Annotated in this window: 13 protein-coding genes and 1 pseudogene; 11 read left to right on the forward strand and 3 right to left on the reverse strand. The window is 36.6% G+C overall.

Annotated elements, in window-relative coordinates; all coding sequences use genetic code 11:
- The first annotated feature begins 30 nt into the window (after nt 1–30).
- The 7 genes from LKACC16343_RS06710 to pcp all read left to right on the forward strand — a co-directional run bounded on the left by LKACC16343_RS06710 (nt 31) and on the right by pcp (nt 8256).
- A complete protein-coding gene (locus LKACC16343_RS06710) occupies nt 31–2790 on the forward strand; it encodes a YhgE/Pip domain-containing protein (protein WP_179207688.1) in 2760 nt (919 codons plus the stop codon).
- Nucleotides 2791–3133: 343 nt separating this feature from the next.
- Complete coding sequence (locus LKACC16343_RS06715) at nt 3134–3583, forward strand: hypothetical protein (protein ID WP_056954713.1); 450 nt, start codon at nt 3134–3136, stop codon at nt 3581–3583.
- 6 nt (nt 3584–3589) lie between these two features.
- Nucleotides 3590–4285 carry a zinc metallopeptidase gene (locus tag LKACC16343_RS06720; RefSeq protein WP_025085738.1) on the forward strand — a complete coding sequence of 232 codons (696 nt, stop codon included), beginning with the start codon at nt 3590–3592 and terminating at the stop codon, nt 4283–4285.
- 112 nt (nt 4286–4397) lie between these two features.
- Nucleotides 4398–5864 carry a cardiolipin synthase gene (cls, locus tag LKACC16343_RS06725; protein ID WP_056954715.1) on the forward strand — a complete coding sequence of 489 codons (1467 nt, stop codon included), beginning with the start codon at nt 4398–4400 and terminating at the stop codon, nt 5862–5864.
- 137 nt (nt 5865–6001) lie between these two features.
- Nucleotides 6002–6658, forward strand: coding sequence for a DUF969 domain-containing protein (locus LKACC16343_RS06730; RefSeq protein WP_056954717.1), 657 nt, complete (start codon nt 6002–6004; stop codon nt 6656–6658).
- A 17-nt stretch (nt 6659–6675) separates the two neighbouring features.
- Entirely contained in the window at nt 6676–7593 is a 918-nt protein-coding gene (locus LKACC16343_RS06735; protein ID WP_056954719.1) for a DUF979 domain-containing protein, read from the forward strand.
- Nucleotides 7594–7608: 15 nt separating this feature from the next.
- Nucleotides 7609–8256, forward strand: a complete 648-nt coding sequence (gene pcp / locus LKACC16343_RS06740) for a pyroglutamyl-peptidase I (protein WP_056954721.1) — start codon at nt 7609–7611, stop codon at nt 8254–8256.
- Nucleotides 8257–8320: 64 nt separating this feature from the next.
- Here pcp and LKACC16343_RS06745 read toward each other — a convergent pair whose 3' ends face one another.
- On the reverse strand, nt 8321–8599 hold the full coding sequence (locus tag LKACC16343_RS06745) for a hypothetical protein (protein ID WP_056954723.1): 279 nt from the start codon (nt 8597–8599) through the stop codon (nt 8321–8323).
- Between the two features lie 152 nt (nt 8600–8751).
- Between LKACC16343_RS06745 and LKACC16343_RS06750 the strand changes: the two genes are divergently transcribed.
- The 3 genes and pseudogenes from LKACC16343_RS06750 to LKACC16343_RS06760 all read left to right on the forward strand — a co-directional run bounded on the left by LKACC16343_RS06750 (nt 8752) and on the right by LKACC16343_RS06760 (nt 12154).
- Nucleotides 8752–9402 (forward strand): endonuclease III domain-containing protein, encoded by a 651-nt coding sequence (locus LKACC16343_RS06750; RefSeq protein ID WP_056954725.1) that lies wholly within the window; start codon nt 8752–8754, stop codon nt 9400–9402.
- A gap of 223 nt (nt 9403–9625) precedes the next feature.
- Nucleotides 9626–10548, forward strand: a pseudogene (locus LKACC16343_RS06755) (ABC transporter ATP-binding protein).
- Nucleotides 10538–12154 carry an ABC transporter permease gene (locus tag LKACC16343_RS06760; protein ID WP_056954727.1) on the forward strand — a complete coding sequence of 539 codons (1617 nt, stop codon included), beginning with the start codon at nt 10538–10540 and terminating at the stop codon, nt 12152–12154. The pseudogene LKACC16343_RS06755 and the gene LKACC16343_RS06760 overlap by 11 nt, the downstream one beginning before the upstream one ends.
- Nucleotides 12155–12184: 30 nt before the next feature.
- Here LKACC16343_RS06760 and LKACC16343_RS06765 read toward each other — a convergent pair whose 3' ends face one another.
- Entirely contained in the window at nt 12185–12982 is a 798-nt protein-coding gene (locus tag LKACC16343_RS06765) for a hypothetical protein (protein ID WP_056954729.1), read from the reverse strand.
- Between the two features lie 127 nt (nt 12983–13109).
- Here LKACC16343_RS06765 and LKACC16343_RS06770 point away from each other — a divergent pair, with 127 nt between their 5' ends.
- Nucleotides 13110–14105 (forward strand): aldo/keto reductase, encoded by a 996-nt coding sequence (locus LKACC16343_RS06770; RefSeq protein WP_056954731.1) that lies wholly within the window; start codon nt 13110–13112, stop codon nt 14103–14105.
- 443 nt (nt 14106–14548) lie between these two features.
- Here LKACC16343_RS06770 and LKACC16343_RS06775 read toward each other — a convergent pair whose 3' ends face one another.
- On the reverse strand, nt 14549–16135 hold the full coding sequence (locus LKACC16343_RS06775) for an ATP-binding cassette domain-containing protein (protein ID WP_056954733.1): 1587 nt from the start codon (nt 16133–16135) through the stop codon (nt 14549–14551).
- Nucleotides 16136–16272 lie beyond the last annotated feature (137 nt).

Genomic DNA, 16272 nt, shown 5'->3' on the forward strand with positions numbered 1-16272 from the left:
TTATATTACTACTACAGTTTTAACAGAGATTTGGAGGGGATTTCTATCAAAGCTTGGGAATTATTTAAATTAGATTTAAAGAGGACATTAAAATCCAAGCCCGCAACTTTATTGATGCTGGCACTGGTTATTTTACCGTGTCTATACTGCTGGTTTAACGTTTGGGCCCTATGGGACCCTTATTCTAACACTAGTGGTCTAAAAGTTGCCGTTTATTCAGCCGATACGCCAGTTGAAGTACAGGGTCAAAAAATTGAAATTGGTGATCAATTAATCGACAACCTTAAAAAGAATCATAAACTAGGTTGGACTTTTGTCAACTCCAAAAAGGAATTAGACCAAGGTGTCAAAGATGGTTCTTACTACGCTGGAATTTATATTCCAAAAACTTTTTCTAAGGACATTATCAGCTTCTTATCTGGAACTATTAAGAAACCGAAGCTGGTCTTTAAGGTAAATCAGAAAATCAATGCGATAGCCCCGAAATTGACTCAAACCGGGGCAACAACCTTACAAAACACAATTTCTTCTGAATTCGTGGGAACCATCAGTAAAACTATTACACAAGCATTGAACAAGTCGGGAATGGATATCAAAGATAACCTTCCAATGTTAAGACGATTCGAATCCTTGCTAGTCACAACTGATGACAACATCCCTGAATTACAGGACATTATGGATAAAGTTCAAAAAGCTAATACCCTAGTACCTAACTTGAATCAAAAATTGAATCAAGTTAATGACATGTATGGATATTTGCCATTATTAAATGAGGATGCTAATAAATTAGTTAATGTTAATAATATTTTGCCATTAGCCGATGTTGGTGGAACTGCCGCTAAGCAACTAAATAATAAGATTCCTGAAATCCAAAACGCTGGTACTCAAATCAACGAAGTGGATACGGACTTTGGTAAAATTTCTAGCTTAATGAGCTCCAGTATCACTCAAGTCCAAAACGGACTAGAAGTTATCCAGAAAGTTCAAAACGTCATGCCTGAAGTTCAAAAATTAGGCGAAGATGCTAAGAACGCTACTGATAAGACAACTTCTGAATTGATTCCTAAGATTCAACAAGCCTTACCTGTTATCAAGACAACCATCGATACTGGTTTATCAATGGTTTACAACCTTGGTAAGCAAATCAGTACTTCTGCCGAGATGATCAATACTTTAATCGACAAGATCAAAGAAGATCCAACTAACCAGCAGTTGAAAGAACAATTGAAGACCGTTATTCAAAACATCGCTACCGACTCAACCCATTTGGCAAAAGTCAGTCGTCAAGTTGCTTCAGCTTTAACTGATCTCCAAAACTTCTTCAACCGCCTAGCTGAACAATTAGGTAAGGATAAGTTAACTCTACTCGACAGACCTATTCAACATCTAAACGATTTAGCTACGTTGAACGATACATTAGCTACAAAAGCTAATGATATTTTGAACAACTATGACAGCTTAGATACTTCTGAATTGCAAAGTAAGCTAACTAATTTACAAACACATGCAAACCAAGTAGCTGACGGCGTTAATACAATTAAGAACATCAACATTATGGATTCAGTTTCAACAATCGTTACTGATATCAATAGCTTCTTGAAGGAACTTAGTTCCACACTAGGATCTTTCAACACCGATATCATCCCATCAATACCAGGACTCTTGAACAATACTGAAGGTATTTTGAACACTGCTTTAAGTTACCTTCAAAAGTATCAAAAACAATTGCCTGCTGTTGGTAACGAAATTCATGACGCTAACCAATTATTGAATGGTAATATGAACAACATCGTTACCGGAATTGGTATGCTAAATGATTTCTATGACAACGATTATCCAACTTTGAAGAACAAACTAGCTAAGGCTACCTTCTTTGTTCAATATGAATTGCCATCAATTGAAAATGAGTTAACTACAACTTTGAATTTGGTTAACTCCAAGACACCAGAATTAGAACAAGCACTATCAACCGCTAACGACTTTGCCGAAAATGATTGGCCACAATTGAAGAAAGACATTCATCATTCCGCTACCCTATTGAAGAAGGGCAAGAAAGACGTTGACCTCGGAGCCATTATTAGATTAATGAAGTCCGACGCCAACAAAGAATCTGACTTCTTCTCTAACCCAGTCAAATTGAAGCAAGACAATCTCTATGACGTACCAAACTACGGATCAGCCAGTGCACCATTCTACTTAGCTCTCTGTATTTGGGTTGGAGCATTGTTACTATCCAGTGTCTTCACCGTTCACTTCAAGTTAGACGAGAAACAACAATATCTCTACACATTCAAGCAAAGATTCAATGGCCGTTACTTAACATTTGGTTTCTTAAACCAATTACAAGCAATCTCCGCAGCCTTAGGTAACCTATTCATCTTGCATGCTTATACCAAAGAGAAGATATGGTTAGTTGTCTTCTGTATGTTTGTAAGTTTCGTCTTCATCTCGATACTATATTCGTTAGTCCAAATGTTTGGAACCGTCGGAAAAGGACTCGGAATTATTATCCTAGTGCTATCAATTTCCGGAGCCGGAGGAAACTTCCCAGTAGTACTATCAGATGGATTCTTTAGAGTAATCAACCCATATCTACCATTTACATATGCGGTAAATCTAATAAGAGAATCAGTCGGTGGAATATATTGGCCTAATGCAACCAAAGATATTATTATATTGTTAGCATTTGGAATTGGGTTCTATCTATTAGGATTACTATGTACAGAACCATTGAAGCCATTTATGCATAAACTACATAAGAGTGCTAAGAAGAGCATGATCATCGAATAAGAGGGCGGAGCAAGGGCGGTTAGCCTCCGAGGATTTGCCTAAGTATTGGAATCGCACGCGGCACCATGTGGGCAATTTCAATACTGTAGCAAACCGGAAGAGGTTGCCCTTGTGGAGCTCGTTTCAAATAGAGAGCGGAACAGTTCCGAGCATTTGCAGGACTTTGCGAATTAGCCGCGAAGCAGGTAGTTCGTGAAGTCAGACAAAGCACAAGAATCTGGCCTGTGGAGCTCGTTTCCACTATTAAACATAGAACAATGGTTATTCCAAAAAAGAACCACAAACCACAATAAGAAAAAGGGAGGGATAAGTAATACGACCAACCACCGTATGAAATTTTTTAATGACAAACCAAAAAATGCGCGATTATCGACCTTTTATCACAAATAACTTCTGCTGGGACTTTCCCAGTCGCTTTAATCTAAAAGAAGTTAGTGAGTTTCTAGATGAGGATATCGACCCCACAACCGAATATATCTCTAATACCGCTAAAGTTATCATGAAGAACGATGGTATTTACTGGTTTATTCAAAAGAAGGATGCCAAGCAGATCTCAGCATTGATCAGTCTCAGTGACCTTGATTTGGAAAAACATTCAGCAGCATTGATGATAACTTTCAAAGGTCTAACTGATGATGAAAAGAAAGAAATCTCCGATCGACTACTCATCTTCTTGCGTGATCAAATCTTATTGACAGATATTGAAATTAACGACTTGGACCACCTAGTTCAAGAAAACTTCACAAATAATGGTTATACTATCTTTAACAAAAAGTTATTAAAGAGGAGTTAACAATATATGTATACATATGGTTTCTTTGGTCCCAGCTATCTCCTGATAATTATTGGTCTTGTTATCAGTTTATGGGCATCATGGTATGTAAATCATAATTTCAAAAAGTATGATGAAGTTCCTAGTCACCACGGAACTAGTGGTGCTGATGCTGCTAGATTTATTCTTGATAATGCTGGGCTTCAAAACGTTCAAATTCAAAGAGTTAGTGGTAAGTTAACTGATAACTACAACCCTACTAATAAAACGTTGAATCTTTCTGAATCTACCTACGATTCAACTTCTGTTGCGGCTATCGGTGTGGCAGCCCATGAGTGTGGACATGCCATTCAAGACCAAACAAGTTACGCCCCTATGAGATTGAGATCAGCTTTGGTCCCTGCTGTAAATCTTGGATCTAACTTCTCAATTCCAATCATCTTATTAGGTGTTATCTTGGGTGCAAATCAAACTCTGATTCAAATCGGAATTTGGTTATTCGCTTTAGTTGTTTTGTTTCAAGTTGTCACTCTACCAGTTGAGTTCAATGCTTCTGGTCGTGCCGTAAAGATCTTAAGTTCCAGTACACTTGTCGATAGTGACGAAGTGCCAATGGTTAAACAAGTTCTTTTCGCCGCTGCTTTAACTTATGTGGCCGCTGTTATCTCAACTGCCTTACAACTATTACGTTTGATACTAATTTTCGGTGATAACAGAAATTAAGTAAAAGTCGCGAAAGCGGCTTTTTTTATTACCAAATTATATTCAATAATTAGATTTTATTAGTATTTTGAAGTAAACTTTCTTTATAAATAAATAGAGGGGAATTTATTTTATGATTGATACTTGGATCATCTGGCTAATTCTCATAATTCTAACAGTCAATACTATATCCGCACTTATTACTGTTTTCCATAGACCTCGTAATATCGTTACTACTTGGGCTTGGATTTTAGTTCTTGTTCTACTACCAATTTTGGGGTTCCTTATCTATGCATTTCTGGGACGTGGGATTGCTCAAGAAAAGATATTTAATATCAGTAAACAAGAGCACTATAGTTTAAGCCAGCTGAAAAGAATGGCTATTGCCGCTCAAAAACGTCCGCAAAACGCCTCACGTTACGATGAGACACATTATGCGGACCACATAATAAGATTCTTCAATGAGACTGAAGAAGCACCGTTAACTCGTCATAACGAGATCAAACTTTATTTTGATGGACAAGAAAAGTTCAAGGGTATGTTTGAGGACATCCGTCAAGCTAAAGAAACCGTTCATGTCGAATACTATGCTTTTATTAAGAGTGACATTGGAGACAAATTTCTTGATCTCTTAACACAAAAAGCTAAAGAAGGATTAGAAGTCCGTATCCTATATGACCCATGGGGTTCTGGTGGAACTAAGCCAAGATATTTCAAGGAATTTCAAGCTGCTGGTGGTGAAGTCTTACCTTTTATCACTTCTAAAAATGTCATTGCTAAAACTCGTTTGAACTATCACTTGCACCGAAAGATCGTTGTTATTGATGGTACAACTGGTTGGATCGGTGGGTTTAACGTCGGTGACCAATATGTCAATACGACTGAAAAGTTTGGTTATTGGCGTGACACCCACTCCAGAATTTTTGGTGCCGCTACCCTCTTGTTACAGGAGAGATTTTTCCGTGATTGGAATGCTTCCCTAGACCGTAACGCTGAACCTTTAGCTTTCTTGGAAAAATACTTTCCATCCGATAAATTTAATTCTGATGCTAATCTGCCAATTCAGATTATTTCTGATGGACCCGATAGTCGTGAAGAAATTTTAAAAGACGGATTCATTGATATGATTGTCAGTGCTAAGAAGAGCGTTTGGATTCAATCGCCTTACTTGGTACCAGATGATGCTATGTTTACCGCTCTAACAATTGCTGCCCGTTCCGGAGTTGATGTCAGAATCATGATTCCATGTATGCCTGATCATCCCTTCATTTATCGTGCAACGCAATACTATGCCAATTTATTGACTACTTATGGTATCAAGATTTACAGCTACCAAAAGGGATTCTTGCACGCTAAGACTTCTGTCTTTGATGGCAAGATTTGTTCCGTTGGTTCAATGAACCACGATTTTAGAAGTTACTCGCTAAATTTTGAAGCTAATGCCTTTATCTACGATGCTAAAGTGGCTCATCAAATTGCTCGTTCATTTGAGAATGATATGAAAGATTCACTATTATTAACTCCAGAAATTATTAAAGAACAAGGAATGTGGCTTCATTTCAAACAACGCTTCTCTCGTTTGTTATCACCTATCCTTTAAATTCAACTTACGTAAAGACACAACCGATAATATCTTGGTTGCGTCTTTTTTTATTAGACTTTTTTTAATCATTCTAACTTTTATTAAATAATGCGTGCTAAAATAGGGAATAAATTTAATAATTAGGAGGAAACAGAATGGAATATTTAAAATTAATTGGAATCGTTATTATTATTCTTGGCTTTGCTTTCAAATTAGATACTATAGCTGTTGTTGTCGCTGCCGCTCTGGCAACTGGTTTAGTTTCTGGTATGTCCATAACTCACGTACTGACAATCCTTGGAAAAGGGTTTATGGATAATCGTATGGTTTCACTATTTTTCCTCACTCTACCAATGATTGGTGTCGTTGAAAGTCATGGTTTGAAGCAAGCTGCCGTCAACGGTATTAGCAAAATTAAAAATCTTTCTGCTGGAAAAATATTCAATCTTTATTTAGCAATTCGTGAAATTACCGATGCTATGGGTATCGCACTTTCTGGTCAAGTTCAATTCATCCGTCCTTTAATCAATCCAATGGCTCAAGCCGCTGCTAGTGTCAAAAAGCCTTTAACCGATAAACAAGTTGATTTGATCAAAGCTCGTGCCGCCGCAACTGACAACTTTGGTAACTTTTTCTCACAAAATCTATTCATCGCTTCAAGTGGTGTCCTCTTAATGTCTAGTACCATGAAATCACTCGGCTATACTGCCACACCAGCTAACATCGTACTTTACTCAATTCCAATGGCTGTCATCACGTTCTTAATTACCGCTTATTACAACAGACGTTTTGATAAACAATTTGAAGTCTAATAAGCGAGGTTAAATATATGAATGTTAATAATATTCTAGAAATCTTCTACGTTCTAATTGGTTTGATTATGGTCTTCGCCAGTATCGAATCATTCCGTGACAAAGATAATTCAGCTCGCATTGGTACCGGATTATTCTGGTTAATCATGGGCATTATCTTTGCTGTTGGAAAATACTTACCTAATCTTGTCATCGGTCTCTTGATTGTTTTTGTGGGTGTACTTTCCTTACTCAAGCAAATCAAAGTCGGTAAGCTAAAGGAAGTTAATAAAGAAATTGCTGAAAAATCAGCTAAGCGTTTAGGGGCTTGGTTATTCTTCCCTAGTGTTGTTCTTGCTATCTTCTCTATTCTAATCAGTCAGTTCACTAAATTAGGCGGTCAAGTCGGAATCGGTATTGCTTCAGTAATTGCCTTGATTATTGCTATGATCATATCTAAAACTGATGCTAAAACTACTTATCATGATAGTGAAAGAATGGTTCGTTCCGTCGGAACTGCCGGTGTATTGCCACAGTTGTTGGCTACACTAGGTGTTATTTTTACTGCTTCTGGTGTTGGCGATGTTACTTCCAAAGCCATTTCAGGTGTCTTCCCAGCAGGTAATCACCTCTTAGGAGTAGTCCTATATTGTGTCGCTATGGTAATTTTTACCATGGTAATGGGAAATGCTTTTGCTGCCTTTGCCGTTATTACAGCTGGGATCGGTATTCCCTTTGTTGTAGCTCAGGGCGGTAACCCTGCTGTAGTTGCTGCATTAGGTATGACATCTGGTTATTGTGGTACTTTAATGACACCAATGGCTGCTAATTTCAATTCTTTACCTGTAGCATTGCTAGAAATGAAAGATAATCTAGGCGTCATAAAACAACAATATCCAATTGCACTAACTCTATTAGTCGTTCAAATTATATTAATGTACTTTTTAGCATTTTAAGGAGGAAGTTTTATTATGAAAATTCTTGTAACTGGTTTTGATCCCTTTGGTTCTGACAAAATTAATCCGGCTATTGAAGCTGTAAAGAAATTACCCGATACAATTGCTGGAGCTGAAATTATTAAAGTAGAGATTCCAACTATCTTCAATAAATGTGCTGAAGTCGTTCATCAAGCTATTCTTGATAATAAACCCGATTACGTTTTGGACATTGGCCAAGCTGGTGGTCGTTACGCTTTAACACCTGAAAGAGTTGCCATCAATTTTGACGATGGTCGAATTAAAGATAATGCTGGTTACCAACCTCGTAATCAACCAATCCATGAAGATGGACAGACTGCTTATTTCACACAATTGCCCGTTAAAGCTATGGCACAGGCGATTATCGAAGCTGGAATTCCTAGTCAAGTTTCCACAACCGCCGGAACTTACGTCTGCAACCACATCATGTATCAAGTTCAATACATGATTGATAAAGAATTCCCTGACTTAAAGGCTGGTTTCATGCACATTCCCTTCTTGCCTAATCAAGTTTTGAATCGTCCTGAAACACCTTCTCTTTCACTAGCTGACGATGTTAAGGGAATTACTGCCGCCATTACAGCCATTGTTGAGCGCGATGGTAAAGGTGATATTGAAGTTATCGGTGGTAGTTTGAATTAAACGCTATCAAAAAAACAAAAAAAGTTCTAAACAAAGAATTTACTCTTTGCTTAGAACTTTTTTACTATAGATTACTTGATTCATAAACCTTGTGAACGACTCTTTGGTGATACAAGTCGTTTCCTTGTCCCCAGAAAATAAAACTTAGCGATACGTAGATGATCGCAAGTAGAATATTTGTAGCGTTGAATTGCATTAGGCTAGATAACATCAACCAGACGATAAATCCAATTGATAGTACCGGCACAATAGCTCCTAACCATACATGTGAATTATTTGCTAAAACATATTTCTCAAGAATCAAGGAGGCTATTGAACCAATCACAAAAATTGTCCCTAACATAATTACACCCCCTGTAATTAACTCAGCGATAAATATGATAACACTATTTATTTTCTGAAATAAAACCATATGTCTATGAAAACGTCTCCAAGAAGTAATTCCGGACAAATTTAGCCGGCAAGTGGATAATAACGTTTAGGGGGATATTCACTTTGTACAAACAAATTACGATTTATGACTTATTAGATATACTGCACCAAAAATTGGGCGAGCAAAACTGGTGGCCCGCTGAAAATACTGAAGAAATGTTAACTGGTATGATTTTGATTCAAAATACTAACTGGAAAAACGCCGATCGTTCGTTAGCTAATCTCAAGCAAGTAACCAACTTTGAAGTCGATAAAATGCTAGCTGTACCACAAGATCAATTGCAAGAATTGATTCAACCTAGTGGCTTCTTTCATAATAAAGCCATCTACTTACGTTCTCTACTGACGGCCTATCGAAATAATTTTGCTGATTGGGAGAAACTCCCTACCAACTTGTTGCGTAAACGATTAGTTGCTCTCAAAGGCGTTGGCAACGAAACAGCTGATGTCCTATTACTCTACTACTTTCATCGTCCTACCTTTGTCGCTGACAATTATTCCATGAAGTTATTCCGTCATTTGCATACTTTCATTGAAAAACCAACTTACATGCAATTGAAAAATGCCGTTGAACGAGATTTCAAATTAACATCCAAGCAAGCTGAAGAACTTCACGCCTTGATTGATGAATTCGGTAAGCTCAAAAGTGACTTCTTCGACGATTATCAATTACGTTTACCATATTTAACGCCCAATAATACTGTAAAAGAATAGATGAATAACGCCATTTTCATGAGTACTTAACTTGTGATACTCGGGCCTCTTTAGCAATTTCTGCTATAGAAGCCTTTTTGTTTCTGATATCCTCCAAAAAGATCGTCAAAATGATTTATTTCCAACTTTCCTTCTTATTGACATGCTTATTTTCTGGCTCTAATATACTCGATAAATAATGAACTATTCAGGAATATATATTTCATTTTTAGGGGTAATTATTATGGATAATGCAAAAATTCCTACTTTACATATTGAACATCTTCAAAAGAAATTTGGTAAATTTGAGGCCTTAAAAGATATTACTTTCGACATCTATCCGGGAGAAGTATTTGGCTTCATTGGTCCAAATGGAGCTGGCAAGTCGACTACCATTCGTACTTTATTAGGTATTCTACGCGCTAGTGGTGGCAAGGCTACTATTTTTGAACAGGATATGTATTCAAAGATGCCGTTGCCATTCACCGTCGACTTGCCTATGTTCCTGGCGATGTTTATCTTTGGCCTAATCTCAGTGGTGGTGAAATTATCGATCTTTTTTTAAAATTAAGCCACACTAAACATTCGGCAAAAACTGACCAATTGATTAAATCCTTCCAATTAGATCCAACTAAGAAAGCACGTACTTATTCTAAAGGGAATCGTCAAAAAGTAGCGTTAATTGCTGCATTCTCAACTGATGCTGATTTCTATATCTTCGATGAACCGACGAGTGGTCTTGATCCTTTAAACGAAGAAATCTTTCAAAAAGAGGTTCTCCAGTTAAAAACTAAGGGCAAAGCAGTTCTTTTATCCAGCCACATTCTCTCTGAAGTGGAGAAAATGTGTGATCGTATCGGTATCATCCGAGAAGGCAAAATTGTTGAGACCGGTACTTTGGAACAAATGAGACATCTAACTAGAACCATTATTAAAGTTCAAACCAAAGCAGCTATACCCGATATTCAAAACCTAACGGGAGTTCACAATGTGAATTTTGATAATAACGGCGTTACAACTTTGGCGGTTGATTCAGAAGAACTTGATAACATCATGAACTACTTAGCTCAAAAACAGATTCTTTCATTACAAGCAACTCCACCTACTCTTGAAGACTTATTCCTCCGTTATTATGACTCGAATGAGGTGTCAGATAATGCCAAATGATAAATTTCAAAAAACGCTTTTTCTTACTCGATTCAACTTAAAACGTGATTGGGTGAAACTTATACTTTGGGCCATCATCCTTATTGGATTGTTCGTTGGCGTAGCTAGTAAATTCACTAACCTCTATGGTAATAAGTCCTCAATTGATCAAATAATCAAGACTCTGAAATCACCCGCTATGATCTCACTCTTTGGTAAAATGCCAGCTGGTCCTTATACGACTGCCGATGTCTTTGCTTCAGAAATGACTGTCTTTATGGCTATCGTTACTGCCATCATGAACTACTACTTCGTTATTCGTAATACTCGTGGTGAAGAGGAAAACGGCATTCTAGAAATGATTCAGGCCCATTCCGTTGGTCGCTTGTCTAATCTTTCAGCAACTTTACTAGAAAGCTTTATTTTGAATTTTGGAATTGGTTTGGTTTATGCCTTGGGGCTGGAGTTTGCCAATCTGAATGGAACCGATACTAACGGTAATTTTCTTTTAGGACTAGGATTGGGTGCTTGTGGTTTTATGTTTACCAGTATTGCTGCTGTAATATCCCAATTGACGGATAATGCACGAACGGCAACCATCCTCTCCTATATAGTTTTTGGTCTCATGTACCTTCTACGAATGATCACGGATGTGACTAAGCCTAGTTACACTTGGTACGTTCCTATGGGTTGGGTAGAAAAATTCTCAACTTACAAAGATAATAATTGGCTCCCAGTTTTCTTAATGTTACTACTATCGATTTTTCTAATATTGATTGCCTTCACACTTAATGGGCATCGTGATATTGGTTCAGGATTAATTGCCACTAAACCTGAAAGAAAGGAAGCCAGTGTCTTATTGCGCGGACCGTTTTCCCTACTTTGGCGTTTAAATCGACTGAACATCTTAGTTTGGTTCTTTGGTGTGATGATCTTGGGTGCTAGCTATGGTTCAGTTTTCAACACTATCGGGGATATTGTCAAAACCAATCCCATGTTCAAACAATTACTTGATACTAAGGCTATCAATGCGGCCAATATCTTAATCATTAAGCAGTTCCTATCGATTCTAATGATTGTCTTCGCTGTTCTTGCTTTAATTCCGGGAATATCTTTGATCAACTATCTCAAGACTGGAGAGAACAAAGGATACTTAGAAATTATCCATTCAACATCAACCAGTCGTCTCAAACTCTATGCTTCAACCATCTTGCTTGCTACAATTACTAGTTTGCTGATCTTTCTAGCTGGAAACTACGGTCTCTATGCCAGTGGTAACGCCGTTATGAAGCAACACTTAGTCTGGTATATTTTCATGCGTGGATTCTGGGGTTACACTCCTCCAATTATGATTTTTCTCGGAATATCAACCTGCTTAGTCGGTTGGCTGCCAAAACTCATCACTTTAAATTACGGATATTTGATTGCGGCTTTCTTCGTTCAATACTTTGGAAAACTGCTCAAATTGCCCGACTGGTTAAATAAATTAACACCTTTTGGATATATCACTAAAGTTCCCGTTAAGAACTTTGATCCCACTACCTTTTGGTGGCAGTTATCAATAGCAGTTATTTTAATCATTATTGGTTACTTAGGTTATCGACGTCGTGATTTGATTATTAATTAAAAAACTCTCAACTTTTCGGCTGAGAGTTTTTTACTCATTCCAGTAATCGGTCAACGCATAAAGATTCTTAAATTCAATATTATCCTTTAGCTTTTTAAATTCAGGATTATTCAAAACAAATCGTTTCTTATCTTTAACCCACAAATTAGTTCTTGGATTCTTCAATAGATAGAATTGATCAAATTTGATTCCATACTTATTACCATAAATACTTTGACGAGTTGAATCATAAGCCTCACTAGTCATCTTGAAGGATTTAAAAGAACCAATTATCACACTTCCTATCTTAGGAACAGGAATATCTTTTCGAACCATTAATACTTTTTGGTCCGGATCGAATTTTTTATTCAAGTATTCACCTTCAATACTGCTAAAAGCATATTTGGCCTTTGTTATACCGCTTCTAAAGACAGTGTAAATACGCTTATTTTTGACTGACTGGTCGCCATGCCACACTTTTTTAACCAATATAGTTGCTTTCGTCTCAACCATTTCTGACATAGGCTCTAAATTTAATATCACTCCTTCAAAAATAGTTGGATTACCAGTGTAAAAATGATCTTTCAACGAAAACTTATCCTCATACTTTGAACTATGACCATCTTTAGGATTCTCATAATTCATCTGTATCTTTTCTAACAAGGACAAATTATCATGATAAGCAATCTGAGGAATATCTTTAGTTAACCTCTTCCATTGGACTTCGTTCTTAACCAACTCTTCAGAATTCTCACTTTTATTTGCTTCTTTGGTTCCATTAAACTTTGTAATATTTATAGCTAAAATAATTATCAATAAAAATATCAAAGAAATACTAATTTTTTTCAACCTTCTCCACCACCTCCTCAATCAAGTTATCAAAAAGATGTTTAAAGATTGTATAATCGAAATTTGCGTAAACGTTTCCAGTGACATATTATTGAGCTAATGAGTTTTTTTACGAAAGGATGATTCTATGTTTAAAGCTTCAGATAGTCGTTATCAAGGAAAACATATTCGTCATGCTGGTAAAACTGGTTTGATGTTGCCACCAATCTCACTTGGACTCTGGCATCACTTCAGTAGTGCTGATCCATTGAGCGAACGTAAACAAGTTATTTTGCATGCCTTTGACAAAGGTGTTTTCCATTTCGATGTTGCTAACCATTATGGCGACGGCACTAAAGATGGTTTAGGCAGTTCCGAGACATTGTTGGGACAAATCTTAAACAGTGACTTGAAACCATACCGTGACGAATTAGTTATCTCAACTAAGGCCGGTTATGAAATACACGATGGCCCTTATGGTGTTGGGACTTCAAGAAAATCATTGTTACAAGACATTGATGGTTCCCTAGAAAGACTTCAATTAGACTATGTTGATATTTTCTACGCTCACCGTTATGACGATACAACTCCAGTCGAAGAAACCGTCAGAGCCTTAGATGATATTGTCAAATCTGGTAAAGCTCTATATGTTGGAGTTTCCAATTTCGAAGTTCCTGAAATGAAACAAGCTATTAAGATGTTTAAAGAATTAGGCACACCATTTGTTTTGGATCAAATGAGTATGAATATCTTGAATCATCATGTTGAAGATAGTGGTCTAATCGATGTCCTTAAAGATGCTGGTGCCGGTGCTATCGCTTATGGACCTCTATCCGAAGGATTATTGTCAGATAGATATCTTAACGGTATTCCCGAAAGCTTCAAGATTCATCCTACTAACGAAGAACTCTTCGCAGATGGTAAAGATGCTCTAGTTAAAAAACTAAATAAGCTTAACGACATCGCTCAAAGTCGTAACCAAACGCTTAGTCAATTAGCACTAGCATGGTTATTAAGAGATCCTGTTGTTGCCAGTGTCATCATTGGAATAACCAACGTTGATCATTTAGATGACAACCTCAAAGCACTAGATAATCTTGATTTCAGTAGTGATGAAGTATCAGCTATCACAAACATTCTTTAATAAAAAAGAAAAATAATTTAGTCTAATAAGACGAAACGGCCTCAATTAAGAAATTCAAGTAGAAGATATATCTTGAATACTTAATTGAGGCCGTTCTTTTGATTTAATTTCTATATTCGTAGATTAAAAATACTAAAATATCCATAATACTAGAACTAAGGAACCAGTCGGTAGTAAAAAATTTGTGGGCCCTCAGTGGTGCAATTTTACTTAGCTTGCGTAGCAAGGTTAGTAAAAGACCGAGCTTCAAGATCCATGATTTCGCACAAAGTGCGGAATTATTAGCTTGAAGTCGTGTCCACCACGTTCCAGTGGCCCACAGATTTTTTGCGGACGACGGCATATTTCAACCATATTAGTTGGTATTTAGCTACAACCAAATTTAAGAAAGAACCGTAATTTGATTACCTGCTATTATTTGTTTTAAACACAAAAGATTTTTATCACTCAAATTGAATTATACGATCAAACATAGACTTCTCTTGTTCAGAAATTTTATGTGCAACTTCAATAACCGCAATTTGAGGATTTTTCAATATTGTATTGTGGATTGCCAATGATAATTCTGGATCCAAAGCACTAGTTGCTTCATCTGCCAACAGAATTGGTCGTTTAGAAAGTAATGCTCGTGCAATCTCAATTCTTTGAATCTGACCACCAGAAAGATTGGCTCCATTTTCACCAACTTGATAATCCCATCCTTTTTCCCCAACTAAACTAAATAATCCTGATTTTTCAACCACTTCTTCCATTTCAGAATCAGTTACTTTTCTCCCCAAAGAAATATTGAATTTCAACGTATCATCAAAAATGAATGGTTTCTGATTTACATAGCTGAAACTGTCATGAGCCTTTTGCCAATCACCTGTTACGTCCATTTTATCAATATAAATTTTTCCATCGTTAGGTTTGAGTTTACCCAGTATTAATCTCAAAAGAGTCGTTTTCCCCCAACCACTAGGTGCCATCAATAAAACTTTTTCATTCGGATGTACTGAAAGTCCCAAATCCGAGAATAAAGTCTTATCTTTAAGTTTATAAGTTAGATTATCAACATCCAATCCTGTAAACTTCGTATTATTAACTGATACAGGTTTTGCTTCATCAAATTTCAAAGCTTTCTCAACTTTATCCCACATGGGTTTAGTTGATTGAATTGAATTAATCTGTTGAAAAATATTGATAACTGGATTAACAAAATCATTGGAAAGCTGAACAATCATGACCAAAGTACCAGCACCGATATGACCTTGGAACATCAAAATGGCACCGACTAAGAAAGGAATAATAAAACTAAAAATCTCCGCTACGGCCATAATAATTTCACCCGCTACGGCTTGAGTATAATTCAAACTCTTAAGCGCATTTTCCATTCTCTTAGCACCATCAACGACTCTACCGACGATTGGGATTTGAACATCATACAGATCAGCAGTTGCGGCACCATTTAAACCATCGCTGACATTCTGGGTATAACTAGCATTAGCCTTTTCCCAAGCTTCTGATTTGGATTGAATCTTTTTGGTAAAGAATTTCTGAACAAAGCCTGGAATTACCGTTGTAACGATGAATAGTAATGTTAAAATCCAAGAATTAAGTAAACCAACTGTGACTGAGACTACAAAAGACATGAATTCAGTAATTATGGTTAATTCGTTCAATATTTTTAAAGTTTCAATTTGTTTAACGTCATTCGTCATCAGACTCAGACCATCTTTTTGCGAATCATCCTGTTGTTCAATCAGGTAGGCCATTGTCTTTGCTTTCAAATGTACATTGATGTCTTTGACAATATCAAATTTGAGGTAACGATAGGCAAAATTGAAAAACATAATTAGAATAATTGCTAAAGCACCACTTGCTGCGACTGTTATTAATTGTTTGACACTTCCTTGCCGATATTGTGCCATGTTCAACATGATCTTAGTAATATAAGCGATGACCACATTTCCAAAAGCATACACAATCGATAGTAGAAAGTACAAAATCATCTTCCCTTTAGAAGTGAAACGTAACGATAAATTTGCCATAGTTCCCCTTTTCCAAATATCATAACGAGAGATATTTTGCTTCACTTAGCAATCAAGTATTAAAAACATTTAATAATCAATACCCCACAAATACCAATATATAAACATCATCTTGATTTAATTATATATTCTACTAC

The organism is Companilactobacillus bobalius, assembly GCF_002179915.1.
Taxonomy (GTDB): Bacteria; Bacillota; Bacilli; order Lactobacillales; family Lactobacillaceae; genus Companilactobacillus; species Companilactobacillus bobalius.